The following is a 17842-nucleotide window of genomic DNA, read 5'->3' as shown; positions in this document are numbered from 1 at the left end:
CCCTCCCCGGCCGTTCACCAAATGGCGGCCGGGGAAGGTACCGTTCGGTAGGGAGCGGGGGTTCGGGCCCGCTGCCAGCGCCAATTGCCTGCTGCAAGCGAGCTGGAGGGGCGTGCCGGTGCCTCTGCGCCGGCTTCGGCGCCCCGGAGCTGAGCGAGCCAGAAAAGACGAGACGGAGTGGCACCGGATGCAGCACGCAGTGGGGTCTCCGCTGCCGCCGCCCCACCAGCCGGGGCAGGGACCGGCCGCCGGTTGGATGCCGACGGGACAGCACCCGGGCCCACAGCATCCGGGTTCGGTGCCCCCACCCCCACCGCCGCCGGCCCCGCCGATGCCGTACACGATCCCGCGCCACGCACCGGACACCACCGGCCATGTCCAACTGCCGCCCGGCGGCCCCGTGGCCATGCCGAGTGCGCCCCCCGCGCAGACCGCCCCCGACCCGACCTCCACCACCCTCGCGGTGCTGCTCATCGGCCCCGCCGGCGCGGGCAAGACGAGCGTCGCCAAGTACTGGGCGGACCACCGCCGGGTCCCCACCGCCCACATCAGCCTCGACGACGTCCGCGAATGGGTCCGCTCCGGTTTCGCCGACCCCCAGTCCGGCTGGAACGACCACTCCGAGGCGCAGTACCGCCTGGCCCGCCGCACCTGCGGCTTCGCCGCCCGCAACTTCCTCGCCAACGGCATCTCCTGCATCCTCGACGACGCGGTCTTCCCCGACCGCCCGGTCGTCGGCCTCGGCGGCTGGAAGCGCCACGTAGGCCCCGGCCTCCTCCCCGTCGTCCTTCTCCCGGGTCTGGAAATAGTCCTGGAGCGCAACGCCAAGCGCTCCGGCAACCGCCGCCTCACCGACGAAGAGGTCGCCCGCATCCACGGCCGCATGGCGGGGTGGTACGGCTCGGGCCTCCCGATCATCGACAACTCCCAGATGGACGTACAGCAGACGGCCCAGGTCCTGAACGACGTCCTGGCCCGCTCGATAGCGAGCCCGCCGAGCTGGTAATCACCGGGGAGCGGTCTCACCCAGGGGGCGCGGGGAACCGCGCGACCGGTCCCCACCGGCCCGCCCCCGGCGAACAACCGATTCCGCACCCCCGTCCCCCGAACGGCACCCTCCCGACCGGCATAATCCGGCCACCGCTCCTACGCTCGTCTCATGTCAGAGGTCTACGCAGCCCGCAGAGCCAGGCTCAGGGAACGCGCCCAAGCCGGCGGCAGCCAATCCGCGCTGGTGACCAGCCCGGCCAACGTGCGCTACCTGGCGGGCCCCGCTCCCCGGGACACCGTCCTGCTGCTGGGCAGGCGCGACGACATGCTGGTCTGCGCGAGCCCACTGGACGAGCGTCCCGCAGAGGGGCGCCCGGACGAGACCCTGCGCATCCACACCCTCCCCGGCCCCGGCGGCGACCCGGCCGTGGCCGCCGCCGACCTCGCGGCAGCGTACGGCGCGGAGTCCATGGCCGTAGAAGAACACCACCTCACTGTGACCCGCCACCGAGCCCTCCGCTCGGTCGCCCCCATGCTCCGCCTCACCGACATCGGCGGCGCGGCGGAACAGCTGCGGGTCGTCAAGGACGAGGAGGAGATCTCCTGTCTGAGAATCGCCGCCGAGATCGCCGACCAGGCCCTCGGTGAGCTGCTGGAGTCGATCCTCGTCGGCCGCACCGAACGCCATCTCGCCCTCGAACTGGAGCGACGGCTCGTCGACCACGGCGCGGACGGCCCCGCCTTCGCCACGTCCGTCGCGACCGGTCCGCACTCCGGCCGGCGCGGCCACCGGCCGACCGACCGCCGGGTGGAGGAAGGAGATTTCCTCTCCGTCTGCCTCGGCGCCACCTACCGCGGCTACCGCTGCGAGATCGGCCGTACGTTCGTCATCGGCACCTCGCCCGCCGACTGGCAGATCGAGCTGTACGACCTCGTCTTCGCCGCCCAGCGCGCCGCACGGGAGTCCCTGACCCCCGGCGCCGCCTACCGCGATGTGGACCGCGCGGCACGTCAGGTGCTGGACTCCGCGGGGTACTCGGAGGGCCTCGCACCCCTCACCGGCCACGGTGTCGGACTCGAAATCGACGAGGACCCGCAGCTGGCCCCCGCGGCCATGGGTAAACTGGACGCTTGCGTGCCGGTCACCGTCGAACCGGGGGTCCACCTCTCGGGCCGGGGCGGTGTCCGGATCGATGACACGCTCGTCGTACGCCCTGAGGCGGACGGCGGACCCGAGCTACTCACCATCACGACCAAGGAGCTGCTCGCGCTCTAGCTTTTCGAGCTGTGCGCGTGTCCCGTGGTCGTCCACGTCAGTCCAGGAGATTCCGCAACCGTGGCTTCCACGAACGACCTCAAGAACGGCCTGGTGCTCAAGCTCGAAGGCGGCCAGCTCTGGTCCGTCGTCGAGTTCCAGCACGTCAAGCCCGGCAAGGGCCCTGCCTTCGTGCGCACCAAGCTCAAGAACGTGCTCTCCGGCAAGGTCGTCGACAAGACGTTCAACGCCGGCGTCAAGGTCGAGACGGCCACTGTCGACAAGCGCGACATGCAGTTCTCGTACATGGACGGCGAGTACTTCGTCTTCATGGACATGGAGACCTACGACCAGCTCATGGTCGACCGCAAGGCCGTCGGCGACGCCGCCAACTTCCTGATCGAGGGCTTCACCGCCACGGTCGCGCAGCACGAGGGCGAGGTGCTCTTCGTCGAGCTGCCCGCCGCCGTCGAGCTGACGATCCAGGAGACCGAGCCCGGCGTCCAGGGCGACCGCTCCACCGGTGGCACCAAGCCCGCCACCCTGGAGACCGGCTACCAGATCCAGGTCCCGCTCTTCATCACCACCGGTGAGAAGATCAAGGTCGACACCCGTTCGAGCGACTACCTCGGCCGGGTGAACAGCTAACCGTGGCTGCCCGCAATACGGCCCGCAAGCGCGCCTTCCAGATCCTCTTCGAGGGCGACCAGCGCGGAGTCGGCGTCCAGACCGTTCTCGCGGACTGGATCCGGCTCTCCCGGGACGACACCCGGCAGCCGCCGGTCAGCGAGTACACGATGGAACTGGTCGAGGGGTACGCGCAGCACGCGCGCCGCATCGACGAGCTCATCGCGCAGTACTCGGTCGGCTGGACGCTGGACCGCATGCCCGTGGTGGACCGCAACATCCTGCGCCTCGGCGCCTACGAGCTGATCTGGGTCGACGAGACCCCGGACGCCGTCGTCCTCGACGAGATGGTGCAGCTGGCCAAGGAGTTCTCGACGGACGAGTCGCCCTCGTTCGTCAACGGCCTGCTGGGCCGCTTCAAGGACCTGAAGCCCTCGCTGCGCCGGGACGAGGCATAAGAGGTACGGCATCGCCAGGGGGCCCGCAGCGTGACTGCTGCGGGCCCCCTGGCGTATCGGTGCGTCCGCGACCCCTGAGGGCCGCAGAAAGCCGCCGGGGTGACCGGAACCGTGAAGTTCCGGTCACCCCGGCGGCACGTTTCTGCTGAGACGGGGAGGGGCTCAGTTCTCCTCGTGGGAAACCGCGCGACGCGCGTCCGCGTCCAGCACGCCCCAGCTGATCAGCTGCTCGGTGAGGACCGAGGGCGACTGGTCGTAGATGACGGCGAGTGTGCGCAGGTCGTCCTGGCGGATCGAGAGCACCTTGCCGTTGTAGTCGCCGCGCTGGGACTGGATCGTCGCCGCGTAGCGCTGCAGCGGGCCGGCCTTCTCGGCGGGCACGTGGGCCAGCCGCTCCAGGTCCAGCACCAGCTTCGGCGGCGGCTCGGCGGCCCCGCCCGGCGTGGTGCCCGGCAGCAGCTCCTGCACCGGAACCCCGTAGAAGTCCGCCAGCTCGGCAAGGCGCTGCACGGTGACGGCGCGGTCGCCGCGCTCGTACGACCCGACCACGACCGCCTTCCAGCGTCCCTGGGACTTCTCCTCGACACCGTGGAGGGAAAGGCCCTGCTGGGTGCGGATGGCCCGGAGCTTGGCCCCGAGCTGTTTGGCGTATTCGCTGGACATATAGCTCCCGGACACTGTGTCGACGCGGCTGCAGTGTCTCCGCGCCGCGCGGCTGGTAACTCACTGTGAGGTTACGCAGCGTTACGCTCCCGCGTCAAGCCGAATGGTCCGCACCGGCTCTTCCGTGGTGGCGGTGTCCGATTACTCCATAGGGGTGATCAGGGGTGTCGCCCCGGCCTGCTAACGTGGATGGCGCAAATCCGACGTCCTTTAAGGTCCGTCCCGTGAGGCGGAGAAGGAGGTCCGTTTCTTATGGACACTCAGCAGTACGAGTCCGATGCCCGGCCGGTTCTCGAAGCCCCCGACATCGCGCGGGTCCTGACCCGCATCGCCCACGAGATCGTCGAGCGCGCCAAGGGCGCCGACGACGTGGTTCTCCTCGGCATTCCGACCCGGGGCGTCTTCCTCGCCCAGCGGCTCGCCGTCAAGCTGGAGGAGATCACCGACCGCAAGATCCCGGTCGGCTCCCTCGACATCACCATGTACCGCGACGACCTGCGCATGCACCCCCCGCGCGCGCTGGCCCGCACCGACATCCCCGGTGACGGCATCGACGGCCGTCTCGTCGTCCTCGTCGACGACGTGCTCTTCTCCGGCCGCACCATCCGCGCCGCCCTCGACGCCCTGAACGACATCGGGCGCCCCCGCGCGGTGCAGCTCGCGGTCCTGGTCGACAGAGGCCACCGCGAACTGCCCATCCGCGCCGACTACGTCGGCAAGAACCTCCCCACGTCGCTGCGGGAGACGGTCAAGGTCCAGCTCGCCGAGGAGGACGGTCGCGACACCGTGCTGCTCGGCGCCAAGCAGACCCCGTAGCGGACGCACGCCGTGCCCCCGCGGCACGCCGCGCCTCCGCACGCCCGGATTCTCCTCATACCTGAACTGCCTTACGGAGCCTGACAGATGCAGCGTCATCTCATCTCGGCCGCCGACCTCTCCCGCGACGACGCCGTCCTGATCCTCGACACCGCCGAGGAGATGGCCCGGGTCGCCGACCGGCCGATCAAGAAACTGCCGACCCTGCGCGGCCGTACCGTCGTCAACCTCTTCTTCGAGGACTCCACGCGCACGCGGATCTCCTTCGAAGCCGCCGAGAAGCGCCTCTCCGCCGACGTCATCAACTTCACCGCCAAGGGGTCGAGCGTCTCCAAGGGCGAGTCCCTCAAGGACACCGCGCAGACCCTGGAGGCCATGGGTGTCGACGCGGTCGTCATCCGGCACGGCGCCTCCGGAGCGCCGTATCGGCTCGCCACCTCCGGGTGGATCGACGCGGCCGTCATCAACGCCGGCGACGGCACCCACCAGCACCCGACGCAGGCGCTGTTGGACGCGTTCACCATGCGCCGTCGGCTCGTCGGCCGGGACGCCGGGCTCGGGCAGGACCTGGCCGGCAAGCGGATCACGCTCGTCGGCGACATCCTGCACAGCCGCGTCGCCCGCTCGAACGTCGACCTGCTGCACACCCTCGGCGCCGAGGTCACCCTCGTCGCCCCGCCGACCCTGGTGCCGGTGGGCGTCGAGGCCTGGCCCTGCGAGGTGTCGTACGACCTCGACAGCACGCTCTCCAAGTCCGACGCGGTGATGCTGCTGCGCGTGCAGCGCGAGCGCATGAACGCGGCGTTCTTCCCGACCGAGCGCGAGTACTCGCGACGCTACGGCCTCGACGGCGACCGCATGGCGAAGATGCCCGAGCACGCGATCGTGATGCACCCGGGGCCGATGGTCCGGGGCATGGAGATCACCGCCGAGGTCGCCGACTCGGACCGCTGCACCGTCGTCGAGCAGGTCGCAAACGGAGTCTCCATCCGGATGGCCGTGCTCTATCTGCTTCTGGGCGGCAACGAACCCGCCGTCAGCCACGCCCGCCTCGAGGAGAAGTAGGTCACATGAGCAAGATCCTGATCCGTGGTGCGAAGATCCTCGGCGGCGAGCCGCAGGACGTGCTGATCGACGGGGACACGATCTCCGAGGTGGGCGTCGGCCTGAGCGCCGACGGCGCCGAGGTCGTGGAGGCCGGGGGCAAGGTCCTCCTCCCCGGCCTCGTCGACCTGCACACCCATCTCCGTGAGCCCGGCCGTGAGGACTCCGAGACCGTCCTGACCGGTACGCGGGCCGCCGCGAGCGGCGGCTACACGGCCGTGTTCGCCATGGCCAACACCTTCCCGGTCGCCGACACCGCCGGTGTCGTCGAGCAGGTCTACCGGCTCGGCCAGGAGCACGGGTACTGCGATGTGCAGCCCATCGGCGCCGTCACCGTCGGCCTGGAGGGCAAGAAGCTCGCCGAGCTGGGCGCCATGCACGAGTCGGCCGCCGGGGTCACCGTCTTCTCCGACGACGGCAAGTGCGTCGACGACGCGGTGATCATGCGCCGCGCGCTGGAGTACGTGAAGGCCTTCGGGGGAGTCGTCGCCCAGCACGCCCAGGAGCCGCGCCTCACCGAGGGCGCCCAGATGAACGAGGGCGTCGTCTCCGCCGAACTCGGGCTCGGGGGCTGGCCGGCGGTGGCCGAGGAATCGATCATCGCCCGGGACGTCCTGCTCGCCGAGCACGTCGGCTCCCGCGTCCACATCTGCCACCTCTCGACCGCCGGGTCCGTCGAGATCGTCCGCTGGGCCAAGTCCCGGGGCATCGACGTCACCGCCGAGGTCACCCCGCACCACCTCCTCCTCACGGATGAGCTGGTGCGCTCCTACAACCCGGTCTACAAGGTCAACCCGCCGCTGCGCACCGAGCGGGACGTCCTCGCCCTGCGCGAGGCGCTCGCCGACGGCACGATCGACATCGTCGCCACCGACCACGCCCCGCACCCGCACGAGGACAAGGACTGCGAGTGGGCCGCCGCCGCCATGGGGATGGTCGGCCTGGAGACCGCGTTGTCAGTGGTGCAGGAGACCATGGTGGACACCGGGCTCCTCACCTGGGCCGGGGTCGCCGAGCGCATGTCCGCCAAGCCCGCCGAGATCGGGCGGGCGGTGGGCCACGGCCGTCCCGTCTCGGCTGGTGAGCCCGCCAACCTCACGCTCGTCGACACGGAATACCGTGGGTCGGTGGACCCCGCGGGCTTCGCTTCGCGCAGTCGCAACACCCCGTACGAGGGGCGTGAGCTGCCGGGCCGTGTGACGCACACCTGGCTCCGGGGCAAGGCCACGCTCGTCGACGGGAAGCTCACGTGACACCACTGCAACTGACCCACCTCGCGGCCGGGGAGAAGTCCGCCCCGGTGACCGACTGGGCGGCCCGTATCGGCTGGCTCGTCGGCCTCGCCCTGTTCATCGCGCTCGTCTACTGGCTGATGCGCGAGGGCTGGAAGTGGCGCGGCACGCTCCAGGGTGATCTGCCCGAGCTGCCCACATCGCCGGAAGAGCCCGGCGAGGCGAGACTGACGATGAGCGGCCGCTACCACGGGTCCACCACCGCCGGGCAGTGGCTCGACCGCATCGTGGCGCACGGCCTGGGCACCCGCAGCCGGGTCGAGCTCACGCTGACGGACGCGGGACTGGATGTCGTACGGCCCGGAGCCACCGACTTCTTCATCCCGGCCGGGGCGCTGCGCGAGGCCCTGCTCGGCAAGGGCATCGCCGGGAAGGTGCTCAGCGAGGGCGGTCTGCTGGTCGTGACGTGGGCACACGGCGACCGGCTGATCGACTCCGGGTTCCGGTCCGACACCGCGGCCGAGCACGGCGAGTGGGTCGACACCTTGAACAGCATGATCAACAAGAGTCTCGAAACGACCGACACGGAAGGCGCACGATGACCACCTCCACCAGGGGAGCCGCCAAGGTTCCCGCCGTACTCGTCCTGGAGGACGGCCGGATCTTCCGCGGCCGTGCCTACGGGTCCGTGGGGGTGACCTTCGGCGAGGCCGTGTTCTCCACCGGCATGACCGGCTACCAGGAGACCCTGACCGACCCGTCGTACCACCGCCAGGTCGTCGTGATGACCGCCCCCCACGTGGGCAACACGGGTGTCAACGACGAGGACCCCGAGTCGGCCCGCATCTGGGTCGCCGGTTACGTGGTGCGCGACCCCGCGCGCGTGCCGTCCAACTGGCGCTCCCGCCGCTCCCTCGACGAGGAGCTGCGAAACCAGGGTGTCGTCGGCATCTCCGGCATCGACACGCGCGCGTTGACCCGTCATCTGCGCGAGCGCGGCGCGATGCGCGTCGGCATCTTCTCCGGCAACGCGCTGCCCGACGACGGGACCATGCTGGCCGAGGTGCGCCAGGCCCCCGAGATGGCGGGCGCGGATCTCTCCGCCGAGGTCGCCACCAAGGAGACGTACGTCGTTCCCGCGATCGGTGAGAAGAAGTACACCGTCGCCGCCGTCGACCTCGGTATCAAGGGCATGACCCCGCACCGCATGGCCGAGCGCGGCATCGAGGTGCACGTGCTCCCGGCCACCGCGACCGTCGAGGACGTGTACGCGGTCCAGCCCGACGGTGTGTTCTTCTCCAACGGTCCCGGCGACCCCGCCACCGCCGATCACCCGGTCGCCGTCATGCGGGCCGTCCTGGAGCGCGGCACCCCGCTCTTCGGCATCTGCTTCGGCAACCAGATCCTGGGCCGCGCGCTCGGCTTCGGCACCTACAAGCTGAAGTACGGCCACCGGGGCATCAACCAGCCCGTGCAGGACCGTACGACGGGCAAGGTCGAAGTCACCGCGCACAACCACGGCTTCGCCGTCGACGCGCCCCTCGACAAGGTCTCCGAGACCCCCTACGGCCGCGCCGAGGTCTCCCACGTCTGCCTGAACGACCAGGTCGTCGAGGGGCTGCGGCTGCTCGACCGGCCGGCGTTCAGCGTCCAGTACCACCCGGAAGCGGCAGCGGGCCCGCACGACGCCGCCTACCTGTTCGACCGCTTCGTATCCCTGATGGAGGGCCAGCGTGCCTAAGCGCTCCGATATCCAGTCCGTCCTGGTCATCGGCTCCGGCCCGATCGTCATCGGCCAGGCCGCCGAGTTCGACTACTCCGGCACCCAGGCCTGCCGCATCCTGCGCGCCGAGGGCCTCCGGGTCATCCTGGTCAACTCCAACCCGGCGACGATCATGACCGACCCGGAGATCGCCGACGCCACCTACGTCGAGCCGATCACCCCGGACTTCGTCGAGAAGATCATCGCCAAGGAGCGCCCGGACGCCCTGCTGCCCACTCTCGGTGGTCAGACGGCGCTCAACACCGCGATCTCGCTGCACGAGGCGGGCACGCTGGAGAAGTACGGCGTCGAGCTGATCGGCGCCAACGTCGAGGCCATCAACAAGGGCGAGGACCGCGACCTCTTCAAGGGTGTCGTCGAGGCCGTCCGCCAGAAGATCGGGTACGGCGAGTCCGCCCGCTCGGTGATCTGCCACTCCATGGACGACGTGATCGCGGGCGTCGAGACGCTCGGCGGGTACCCGGTCGTCGTCCGCCCCTCCTTCACCATGGGCGGCGCGGGCTCCGGCTTCGCGCACGACGAGGAGGAGCTGCGCCGCATCGCCGGCCAGGGCCTCACCCTGTCTCCCACGACCGAGGTCCTCCTGGAGGAGTCCATCCTCGGCTGGAAGGAGTACGAGCTGGAGTTGATGCGCGACAAGAACGACAACGTCGTGGTCGTCTGCTCCATCGAGAACTTCGACCCGATGGGCGTGCACACCGGCGACTCGATCACCGTCGCCCCGGCGATGACGCTGACCGACCGCGAGTACCAGGTGCTGCGCGACGTGGGTATCGCGATCATCCGCGAGGTCGGCGTCGACACCGGCGGCTGCAACATCCAGTTCGCGATCGACCCGGTCGACGGCCGCGTCATCGTCATCGAGATGAACCCGCGGGTGTCCCGCTCCTCGGCGCTGGCCTCCAAGGCGACGGGCTTCCCGATCGCCAAGATCGCCGCGAAGCTGGCCGTCGGCTACACCCTCGACGAGATCCCCAACGACATCACGCGCGAGACCCCGGCCTCCTTCGAGCCGACCCTCGACTACGTCGTCGTGAAGGCCCCGCGCTTCGCCTTCGAGAAGTTCCCGTCCGCGGACTCGACCCTGACGACCACCATGAAGTCGGTGGGCGAGGCCATGGCCATCGGCCGCAACTTCACCGAGGCCTTCCAGAAGGCGCTGCGCTCCCTGGAGAAGAAGGGCAGCCAGTTCACCTTCGTGGGCGAGCCCGGCGACAGGACCCAGCTCCTGGAGGAGGCCGTACGGCCCACCGACGGCCGGATCAACACCGTCATGCAGGCCATCCGCGCGGGCGCCACCCAGGAGGAGGTCTTCGAGTACACGAAGATCGACCCCTGGTTCGTCGACCAGCTCTTCCTCATCAAGGAGACCGCCGACGAGCTGGCCGCCGCCGACAAGCTGGACCCGGAGCTGCTCGCCGAGGCCAAGCGGCACGGCTTCTCCGACCAGCAGATCGGCGAGATCCGCGGCCTGCGCGAGGACGTCGTCCGCGAGGTGAGGCACGCGCTGGGCATCCGCCCGGTCTACAAGACGGTCGACACCTGCGCCGCCGAGTTCGCCGCCAAGACCCCGTACTTCTACTCGTCCTACGACGAGGAGAACGAGGTCGCCCCGCGCGAGAAGCCCGCCGTCATCATCCTGGGGTCGGGCCCCAACCGCATCGGCCAGGGCATCGAGTTCGACTACTCCTGCGTCCACGCCTCCTTCGCGCTCAGCGACGCGGGCTACGAGACCGTGATGGTCAACTGCAACCCCGAGACCGTCTCCACGGACTACGACACCTCCGACCGCCTGTACTTCGAGCCGCTGACGCTCGAAGACGTGCTGGAGATCGTCCACGCCGAGCAGCAGGCGGGCCCGGTCGCGGGCGTGATCGTGCAGCTCGGCGGCCAGACCCCGCTGGGCCTGGCGCAGGCCCTGAAGGACAACGGCGTACCGATCGTCGGCACGTCCCCCGAGGCGATCCACGCCGCCGAGGACCGCGGCGCCTTCGGCCAGGTCCTCGCGGAGGCGGGTCTCCCGGCCCCCAAGCACGGCACGGCGACCACCTTCGTCGGCGCCAAGGCCATCGCCGACGAGATCGGCTACCCGGTCCTGGTCCGCCCCTCGTACGTCCTCGGCGGACGCGGCATGGAGATCGTCTACGACGAGACCCGCCTGGAGTCGTACATCGCCGAGTCCACCGAGATCAGCCCCTCGCGGCCGGTCCTGGTCGACCGCTTCCTGGACGACGCCATCGAGATCGACGTCGACGCGCTCTACGACGGCCACGAGCTGTACCTCGGCGGTGTCATGGAGCACATTGAGGAGGCCGGCATCCACTCCGGCGACTCGGCCTGCGCCCTGCCGCCGATCACCCTGGGCGGCTTCGACATCAAGCGCCTGCGGGCGTCAACGGAAGCCATCGCCAAGGGTGTCGGCGTGCGCGGACTGATCAACATCCAGTTCGCGCTGGCCGGCGACATCCTCTACGTCCTGGAGGCCAACCCGCGCGCGTCCCGCACGGTCCCCTTCACCTCGAAGGCGACCGCGGTTCCGCTCGCGAAGGCCGCCGCCCGGATCTCGCTGGGCGCGACGGTCGCCGAGCTGCGGGCCGAGGGTCTGCTGCCGGCCAACGGCGACGGCGGCACGCTGCCGCTGGACGCGCCGATCTCCGTCAAGGAGGCCGTCATGCCGTGGTCGCGCTTCCGCGACATCCACGGCAGGGGCGTCGACACGGTGCTGGGCCCGGAGATGCGTTCCACCGGCGAGGTCATGGGCATCGACTCCGTCTTCGGCACGGCGTACGCCAAGTCCCAGGCGGGCGCCTACGGTCCGCTGCCCACCAAGGGGCGCGCGTTCATCTCGGTCGCCAACCGCGACAAGCGCTCGATGATCTTCCCGGCGCGCGAACTGGTCGCCCACGGCTTCGAGTTGCTCGCCACCTCCGGCACCGCCGAGGTCCTCAAGCGCAACGGCCTGAACGCGACGGTCGTCCGCAAGCAGTCCGAGGGCACCGGCCCGAACGGCGAGAAGACCATCGTCCAGCTCATCCACGACGGCGAGGTCGACCTCATCGTCAACACCCCGTACGGCACCGGAGGCCGCCTCGACGGCTACGAGATCCGTACGGCGGCCGTGGCCCGGTCGGTCCCGTGCCTGACGACGGTCCAGGCGCTCGCCGCCGCCGTCCAGGGCATCGACGCCCTCAACCACGGTGACGTGGGCGTGCGTTCACTCCAGGAACACGCGCAGCACCTGACCGCGGCCCGCGACTAGCAGCCGAAGAGGGGGACACCGGAAACGGTGTCCCCCTCTTCGTGAGGACACCATGTACAAGATCTTCTTCAATCTCGTCTTCAAGCGCATGGACCCGGAGCAGGCCCATCACCTCGCCTTCCGCTGGATCCGGCTCGCCGTCCGCATCCCCGTGCTGCGGACGCTCGTCGCCGCCGCGCTCGCGCCCCGGTTCGAGGAGCTGCGCACGGAGGCCTTCGGGCTGCGCATGCACGGTCCGTTCGGGCTCGCGGCGGGCTTCGACAAGAACGCGGTCGCCATCGACGGCATGTCGATGCTCGGCTTCGACCACGTCGAGATCGGCACGGTGACCGGGGAGCCGCAACCCGGCAACCCCAAGAAGCGGCTGTTCCGCCTCGTGCCGGACCGGGCGCTGATCAACCGCATGGGCTTCAACAACGAGGGCGCCGCGGCCGTGGCGGCCCGCCTGGCGGCTCGTGAGGCGGTCTTCAGGACCGTCGTGGGCGTCAACATCGGCAAGACCAAGGTCGTGCCCGAGGAGGAGGCCGTCGGCGACTACGTGAAGTCGACCGAGCGACTCGCCCGGCACGCCGACTACCTCGTCGTCAACGTCTCGTCGCCCAACACGCCCGGGTTGCGCAACCTTCAGGCGACCGAGGCGCTGCGCCCGCTGCTCACGGCGGTCCGCGAGGCAGCCGGCCGCGCGGTGACCGACCGCCGTGTCCCGCTCCTGGTGAAGATTGCCCCCGACCTCGCCGACGAGGACGTGGACGCGGTCGCCGACCTCGCCGTGGAACTCGGCCTGGACGGCATCATCGCCACGAACACCACCATCGCGCGCGAGGGCCTCGGTCTGACATCCGCCCCCGAGCTCGTCAAGGAGACCGGCGGACTGTCCGGGGCGCCCCTGAAGGCTCGCTCCCTGGAGGTACTGCGCCGCCTCTACGCGCGCGTGGGCGACCGCATCACCCTGGTGGGCGTCGGCGGCATCGAGAACGCCGAGGACGCCTGGCAGCGCATCCTCGCCGGTGCCACGCTCGTGCAGGGCTACAGCGCCTTCGTCTACGAAGGGCCCTTCTGGGGCCGCGCCATCCACAAGGGCCTCGCCGCGCGCCTGCGCACGAGCCCGTACGCCACCCTCGCCGACGCGGTCGGCGCCGACGTAAGGAAGCAGCCGGTATGAGCCCCCTCGAACCCTTCGGCGCACGTCTCCGCTCGGCGATGGACGAGCGCGGTCCGCTCTGCGTCGGCATCGACCCGCACGCGTCGCTGCTCACCGAATGGGGCCTGAACGACGACATCGCCGGACTGGAGCGGTTCAGCCGCACGGTCGTCGAGGCGCTCGCCGACCGGGTCGCCGTCCTCAAGCCGCAGAGCGCCTTCTTCGAACGCTTCGGCTCGCGCGGGATCGCCGTCCTGGAGAAGTCCGTCGAGGAGGCGCGGGCGGCCGGCGCGCTGGTCGTGATGGACGCCAAGCGCGGCGACATCGGCTCGACCATGGCCGCGTACGCCGAGTCCTTCCTCCGGAAGGACTCCCCGCTGTTCTCCGACGCGCTGACCGTCTCGCCGTATCTCGGCTACGGCTCGCTCGCCCCGGCCATCGCACTCGCCCGCGAGAGCGGCGCCGGGCTCTTCGTGCTCGCGCTGACCTCCAACCCGGAGGGCGGCGAGGTGCAGCACGCGGTCCGCGCGGACGGCCGGAACGTCGGAGCGACCATGCTGGCCCACCTGGCCGCCGAGAACGCGGGGGAGGAGCCGCTGGGTTCCTTCGGGGCCGTCGTCGGCGCCACCCTGGGCGACCTGTCGTCGTACGACCTCGCGGTCAACGGCCCGATCCTCGCGCCCGGCATCGGCGCCCAGGGGGCCACTCCGGCCGATCTTCCCGGGGTTTTCGGGACGGTGCTGCGCAATGTCGTCCCGAACGTGAGCCGGGGTGTTCTACGTCACGGTCCCGATGCGGGAGCGCTTCGAGCGGCCTCGGATCGCTTCGCGGAGGAGATCCGCGTCGCCTTTGCGACCGTCTGAGGTGTTCGAACGGGTCGATCGAGTCCTCCGATGAGTGACTCGACGGGCGGCTCCGGAGTGACTTGAGTCTGAATACATCCTCAAATCTGGGGCGATATGTCGGAAATGTCCGGCCTGGCGCAGGCTGACCAGGACTTTTCCTCTGTTCTCGCTGACTCTGGCGTCCCTGGCCGCTAGTCTCCGAGCAGAGTCAACGGGCAAGCGTGTTGCTCGTAGCTCCCCAGGTGTGGGGCGACTAGGTTCCTCACCGGTCCGTATCCGACAGTTCGACATCCGAGGTGACGTAGGCGTGGCTCTTCCGCCCCTTACCCCTGAACAGCGCGCAGCCGCGCTCGAAAAGGCCGCCGCGGCTCGCCGGGAGCGGGCCGAGGTCAAGAATCGACTCAAGCACTCCGGCGCCTCCCTGCATGACGTCATCAAGCAGGGCCAGGAGAACGACGTCATCGGCAAGATGAAGGTCTCCGCCCTGCTTGAGTCCCTGCCCGGCGTGGGCAAGGTCCGCGCCAAGCAGATCATGGAGCGACTCGGCATCTCCGAGAGCCGCCGTGTCCGTGGCCTTGGTTCCAACCAGATCGCCTCCCTGGAGCGTGAGTTCGGCAGCACCGGCTCGTGAGTCCCGGGCACCCCGGGATTGCTGGAATAATCGCTGCATGAGTGAACGTCCGCGGCTGACCGTGCTCTCCGGCCCCTCAGGGGTCGGTAAGAGCACGGTCGTCGCTCATATGCGCAAGGAACACCCCGAGGTCTGGCTCTCGGTGTCGGCGACGACCCGCAAGCCCCGCCCCGGTGAGAAGCACGGGGTCCACTACTTCTTCGTCAGCGACGAGGAGATGGACAAGCTGATCGCCAACGGCGAGCTGCTGGAGTGGGCCGAGTTCGCCGGCAACCGCTACGGCACGCCCCGTACGGCCGTGCTGGAGCACCTGGAGTCCGGTGTGCCGGTGCTGCTGGAGATCGACCTCCAGGGCGCCCGGCAGGTCCGCGAGTCCATGTCCGAGGCCCACTCGGTGTTCCTGGCTCCCCCTTCCTGGGAGGAGCTGGTGCGCAGGCTCACCGGGCGGGGCACCGAACCGCCCGAGGTGATCGAGCGCCGCCTGGACGCGGCGAAGGTCGAACTGGCGGCGGAGCCCGAGTTCGACGCGACCCTGGTCAACACCTCCGTCGAGGACGTAGCGCGCGAGCTGCTAGCCTTGATGGAAGTTGTGTGATCGTTTTTCCGATCTCATCCCATCTTTCGGAAGGCAGAGCGTGTCCTCTTCCATCACCGCTCCCGAGGGCATCATCAACCCTCCGATCGACGAGCTCCTCGAGGCCACCGACTCGAAGTACAGCCTCGTGATCTACGCCGCCAAGCGCGCCCGTCAGATCAACGCGTACTACTCGCAGCTCGGCGAGGGCCTGCTGGAGTACGTCGGTCCGCTCGTCGACACCCACGTCCACGAGAAGCCGCTCTCCATCGCCCTGCGCGAGATCAACGCGGGTCTGCTGACCTCCGAGGCCGTCGAGGGCCCCGCGACCTGAGTCGCAGCAGTTCTCTTCACAGGCCCGGCAGCGCGACTGCCGGGCCTGTGGTGTGTCATGGATACGTACGTTTCCGAACTCGGGGAGAGACGTGGACAAGCCGAAGGTCGTTCTGGGAGTCAGTGGTGGCATCGCCGCGTACAAGGCGTGCGAACTGCTGCGCAGACTGACGGAGTCGGGGCACGACGTCCGCGTCGTCCCCACCGCGTCCGCCCTGCACTTCGTCGGCGCCGCCACCTGGTCCGCGCTCTCCGGGCACCCCGTCTCGACCGAGGTGTGGGACGACGTCCAGGAGGTCCCGCACGTGCGCATCGGCCAGAGCGCCGACCTGGTGGTCGTGGCCCCCGCCACGGCGGACATGCTGGCGAAGGCGGCCCACGGCCTCGCCGACGACCTCCTCACCAACACCCTCCTCACCGCCCGATGCCCCGTCGTCCTCGCGCCCGCCATGCACACGGAGATGTGGGAACACCCGGCCACCCAGGAGAACGTGGCGACCCTGCGCCGCCGCGGCGCAGTGGTGATCGAACCGGCCGTCGGCAGACTCACGGGCGTCGACACCGGCAAGGGCCGGCTGCCCGACCCCGCCGAGATCTTCGAGGTCTGTCGCCGGGTGCTCGCGCGGGGCATCACCGAACCCGATCTCAAGGGCCGGCACGTCGTCGTCAGCGCGGGCGGCACCCGCGAGCCCCTCGACCCGGTCCGCTTCCTCGGCAACCGCTCCTCCGGCAAGCAGGGCTACGCCCTCGCACGCACCGCCGCCGCCCGGGGCGCCCGGGTCACCCTGCTCGCGGCGAACACGGGACTGCCGGACCCGGCGGGCGTCGACGTCGTCCAGGTCGGGACCGCCGTACAGCTGCGGGAGGCGGTGCTGAAGGCCGCCGCAGACGCCGACGCGGTCGTCATGGCCGCGGCGGTCGCGGACTTCCGTCCGGCCGAGTACGCGACCGGGAAGATCAAGAAGAAGGACGACAAGGACCCGGAGCCCGTCGTCCTGGTGCGGAATCCGGACATCCTCGCGGAGATCTCCGCCGACCGGGCCCGCCCCGGACAGGTGGTCGTCGGGTTCGCCGCCGAGACGGACGACGTCCTCGCCAACGGTCGTACCAAACTGGCACGCAAGGGATGCGATTTGCTGGTGGTGAACGAGGTGGGCGAGCGCAAGACCTTCGGTTCCGAGGAGAACGAGGCGGTCGTGCTGGGCACCGACGGCAGCGAGACCGCGGTGCCCCACGGCCCGAAGGAAGCCCTGGCCGAGACCGTGTGGGACCTGGTCGCACAGCGTCTCGCCTGATTTGTTTCAGCCGTCCGACAGTTCGCTGAAACCTGACATTCGTGCGTGGCGGCTCTGGCCAACGGCCCTCGGCATTCGGCAAAATGCGCGTGCCGCAGGTCACAGCGCTTCCCGAGAGACGAGACGGGGGGACCGTCTGTCGACCGCGACCGATAAACTGTTCTCGGACGACGTCGGGCGCAGCTCCCGTCCCGTCCGCCAATGATCAGCCAGCAGCCGCTGCAACCTCAGGGAGCGTTGTGTCCCGTCGTCTTTTCACCTCGGAGTCCGTGACCGAAGGTCACCCCGACAAGATCGCTGACCAGATCAGCGACACCATTCTCGATGCGCTTCTGCGGGAGGACCCGACCTCCCGGGTCGCCGTCGAGACGCTGATCACGACCGGCCTGGTGCACGTGGCCGGTGAGGTCACCACCAAGACCTACGCGCCCATCGCGCAGCTCGTCCGCGACAAGATCCTGGAGATCGGCTACGACTCCTCCAAGAAGGGCTTCGACGGCGCCTCCTGCGGCGTCTCGGTGTCCATCGGCGCGCAGTCCCCGGACATCGCGCAGGGTGTCGACTCGGCGTACGAGAAGCGGGTCGAGGGCGATGACGACGAGCTCGACAAGCAGGGCGCCGGCGACCAGGGCCTGATGTTCGGCTACGCGACGGACGAGACGCCGACGCTGATGCCGCTCCCGATCTTCCTGGCGCACCGCCTCGCCAAGCGCCTCTCGGAGGTCCGCAAGAACGGGACCATCCCGTACCTGCGCCCGGACGGCAAGACCCAGGTCACCATCGAGTACGACGGCGACAAGGCCGTCCGCCTCGACACGGTCGTCGTCTCCTCGCAG

18 protein-coding genes are annotated in these 17842 nt (G+C 69.8%); 17 read left to right on the top strand and 1 reads right to left on the bottom strand.

Translation table 11 applies throughout. The annotated features are described in order from the left end of the window. Nucleotides 1-187: 187 nt before the first annotated feature. From AB0I51_RS06115 to nusB, 4 genes are all read left to right on the top strand, one after another. Entirely contained in the window at nucleotides 188-1006 is an 819-nt protein-coding gene (locus tag AB0I51_RS06115; protein ID WP_362971937.1) for a Pro-rich N-terminal domain-containing protein, read from the top strand. 153 nt (nucleotides 1007-1159) lie between these two features. After that, nucleotides 1160-2266, top strand: coding sequence for a M24 family metallopeptidase (locus AB0I51_RS06110; protein WP_362971935.1), 1107 nt, complete (start codon nucleotides 1160-1162; stop codon nucleotides 2264-2266). Between the two features lie 60 nt (nucleotides 2267-2326). Then, nucleotides 2327-2893 carry an elongation factor P gene (efp, locus tag AB0I51_RS06105; protein ID WP_019066394.1) on the top strand — a complete coding sequence of 189 codons (567 nt, stop codon included), beginning with the start codon at nucleotides 2327-2329 and terminating at the stop codon, nucleotides 2891-2893. Between the two features lie 2 nt (nucleotides 2894-2895). Then, complete coding sequence (nusB, locus tag AB0I51_RS06100; protein ID WP_362971933.1) at nucleotides 2896-3330, top strand: transcription antitermination factor NusB; 435 nt, start codon at nucleotides 2896-2898, stop codon at nucleotides 3328-3330. 162 nt (nucleotides 3331-3492) lie between these two features. Here nusB and bldD read toward each other — a convergent pair whose 3' ends face one another. Continuing rightward, nucleotides 3493-3993, bottom strand: coding sequence for a transcriptional regulator BldD (bldD, locus tag AB0I51_RS06095; protein WP_019059743.1), 501 nt, complete (start codon nucleotides 3991-3993; stop codon nucleotides 3493-3495). 252 nt (nucleotides 3994-4245) lie between these two features. On the opposite strand from bldD, the gene pyrR reads away from it, so the two are divergent. The 13 genes from pyrR to AB0I51_RS06030 all read left to right on the top strand — a co-directional run. Beyond that, nucleotides 4246-4809, top strand: a complete 564-nt coding sequence (gene pyrR / locus AB0I51_RS06090; protein WP_019066396.1) for a bifunctional pyr operon transcriptional regulator/uracil phosphoribosyltransferase PyrR — start codon at nucleotides 4246-4248, stop codon at nucleotides 4807-4809. An 87-nt stretch (nucleotides 4810-4896) separates the two neighbouring features. Further along, entirely contained in the window at nucleotides 4897-5874 is a 978-nt protein-coding gene (locus AB0I51_RS06085) for an aspartate carbamoyltransferase catalytic subunit (RefSeq protein WP_362971930.1), read from the top strand. 5 nt (nucleotides 5875-5879) lie between these two features. Further along, nucleotides 5880-7166 carry a dihydroorotase gene (locus AB0I51_RS06080; RefSeq protein ID WP_362971928.1) on the top strand — a complete coding sequence of 429 codons (1287 nt, stop codon included), beginning with the start codon at nucleotides 5880-5882 and terminating at the stop codon, nucleotides 7164-7166. After that, on the top strand, nucleotides 7163-7747 hold the full coding sequence (locus AB0I51_RS06075; protein WP_362971926.1) for a hypothetical protein: 585 nt from the start codon (nucleotides 7163-7165) through the stop codon (nucleotides 7745-7747). Before AB0I51_RS06080 ends, AB0I51_RS06075 begins: the two co-directional genes overlap by 4 nt. Beyond that, nucleotides 7744-8886: a glutamine-hydrolyzing carbamoyl-phosphate synthase small subunit gene (gene carA, locus AB0I51_RS06070; protein WP_362971924.1), complete on the top strand. Its 1143-nt coding sequence runs from the start codon at nucleotides 7744-7746 to the stop codon at nucleotides 8884-8886. The genes AB0I51_RS06075 and carA overlap by 4 nt, the downstream gene beginning before the upstream one ends. Further along, a complete protein-coding gene (gene carB / locus AB0I51_RS06065) occupies nucleotides 8879-12187 on the top strand; it encodes a carbamoyl-phosphate synthase large subunit (RefSeq protein WP_362971922.1) in 3309 nt (1102 codons plus the stop codon). The genes carA and carB overlap by 8 nt, the downstream gene beginning before the upstream one ends. Nucleotides 12188-12239: 52 nt before the next feature. Next, nucleotides 12240-13349 carry a quinone-dependent dihydroorotate dehydrogenase gene (locus AB0I51_RS06060; RefSeq protein ID WP_362971920.1) on the top strand — a complete coding sequence of 370 codons (1110 nt, stop codon included), beginning with the start codon at nucleotides 12240-12242 and terminating at the stop codon, nucleotides 13347-13349. Next, on the top strand, nucleotides 13346-14191 hold the full coding sequence (gene pyrF, locus AB0I51_RS06055; RefSeq protein WP_362971918.1) for an orotidine-5'-phosphate decarboxylase: 846 nt from the start codon (nucleotides 13346-13348) through the stop codon (nucleotides 14189-14191). Before AB0I51_RS06060 ends, pyrF begins: the two co-directional genes overlap by 4 nt. 289 nt (nucleotides 14192-14480) lie before the next feature. After that, the gene (locus tag AB0I51_RS06050) at nucleotides 14481-14804 is read left to right on the top strand and encodes an integration host factor (protein ID WP_019059734.1); all 324 of its coding nucleotides are present in this window, start codon (nucleotides 14481-14483) and stop codon (nucleotides 14802-14804) included. Nucleotides 14805-14841: 37 nt separating this feature from the next. Continuing rightward, complete coding sequence (gene gmk, locus AB0I51_RS06045; protein ID WP_019066404.1) at nucleotides 14842-15399, top strand: guanylate kinase; 558 nt, start codon at nucleotides 14842-14844, stop codon at nucleotides 15397-15399. A 40-nt stretch (nucleotides 15400-15439) separates the two neighbouring features. Then, nucleotides 15440-15712 (top strand): DNA-directed RNA polymerase subunit omega, encoded by a 273-nt coding sequence (gene rpoZ / locus AB0I51_RS06040; protein WP_019059732.1) that lies wholly within the window; start codon nucleotides 15440-15442, stop codon nucleotides 15710-15712. A 91-nt stretch (nucleotides 15713-15803) separates the two neighbouring features. Continuing rightward, on the top strand, nucleotides 15804-17006 hold the full coding sequence (gene coaBC / locus AB0I51_RS06035) for a bifunctional phosphopantothenoylcysteine decarboxylase/phosphopantothenate--cysteine ligase CoaBC (RefSeq protein WP_362971915.1): 1203 nt from the start codon (nucleotides 15804-15806) through the stop codon (nucleotides 17004-17006). A gap of 239 nt (nucleotides 17007-17245) precedes the next feature. After that, nucleotides 17246-17842: S-adenosylmethionine synthetase N-terminal domain-containing protein (locus AB0I51_RS06030; RefSeq protein WP_362971913.1), on the top strand; the 597-nt coding region annotated here is incomplete at its 3' end.

This window comes from Streptomyces sp. NPDC050549 (genome assembly GCF_040655035.1).
Classification (GTDB): Bacteria; Actinomycetota; Actinomycetes; order Streptomycetales; family Streptomycetaceae; genus Streptomyces.
Note: the sequence above shows the minus strand (reverse complement) of the source record. Positions and strands in the feature narration are given on the sequence as shown.

Excerpts from the sequence above, each read along its gene's own strand:
- AB0I51_RS06115 (WP_362971937.1), top strand. The coding sequence starts at position 188 with ATGCAGCACGCAGTGGGGTCTCCGCTGCCGCCGCCCCACCAGCCGGGG.
- AB0I51_RS06110 (WP_362971935.1), top strand. The coding sequence starts at position 1,160 with ATGTCAGAGGTCTACGCAGCCCGCAGAGCCAGGCTCAGGGAACGCGCC.
- bldD (WP_019059743.1), bottom strand. The coding sequence starts at position 3,993 with ATGTCCAGCGAATACGCCAAACAGCTCGGGGCCAAGCTCCGGGCCATC.
- pyrR (WP_019066396.1), top strand. The coding sequence starts at position 4,246 with ATGGACACTCAGCAGTACGAGTCCGATGCCCGGCCGGTTCTCGAAGCC.
- AB0I51_RS06085 (WP_362971930.1), top strand. The coding sequence starts at position 4,897 with ATGCAGCGTCATCTCATCTCGGCCGCCGACCTCTCCCGCGACGACGCC.
- AB0I51_RS06080 (WP_362971928.1), top strand. The coding sequence starts at position 5,880 with ATGAGCAAGATCCTGATCCGTGGTGCGAAGATCCTCGGCGGCGAGCCG.
- carA (WP_362971924.1), top strand. The coding sequence starts at position 7,744 with ATGACCACCTCCACCAGGGGAGCCGCCAAGGTTCCCGCCGTACTCGTC.
- AB0I51_RS06060 (WP_362971920.1), top strand. The coding sequence starts at position 12,240 with ATGTACAAGATCTTCTTCAATCTCGTCTTCAAGCGCATGGACCCGGAG.
- pyrF (WP_362971918.1), top strand. The coding sequence starts at position 13,346 with ATGAGCCCCCTCGAACCCTTCGGCGCACGTCTCCGCTCGGCGATGGAC.
- gmk (WP_019066404.1), top strand. The coding sequence starts at position 14,842 with ATGAGTGAACGTCCGCGGCTGACCGTGCTCTCCGGCCCCTCAGGGGTC.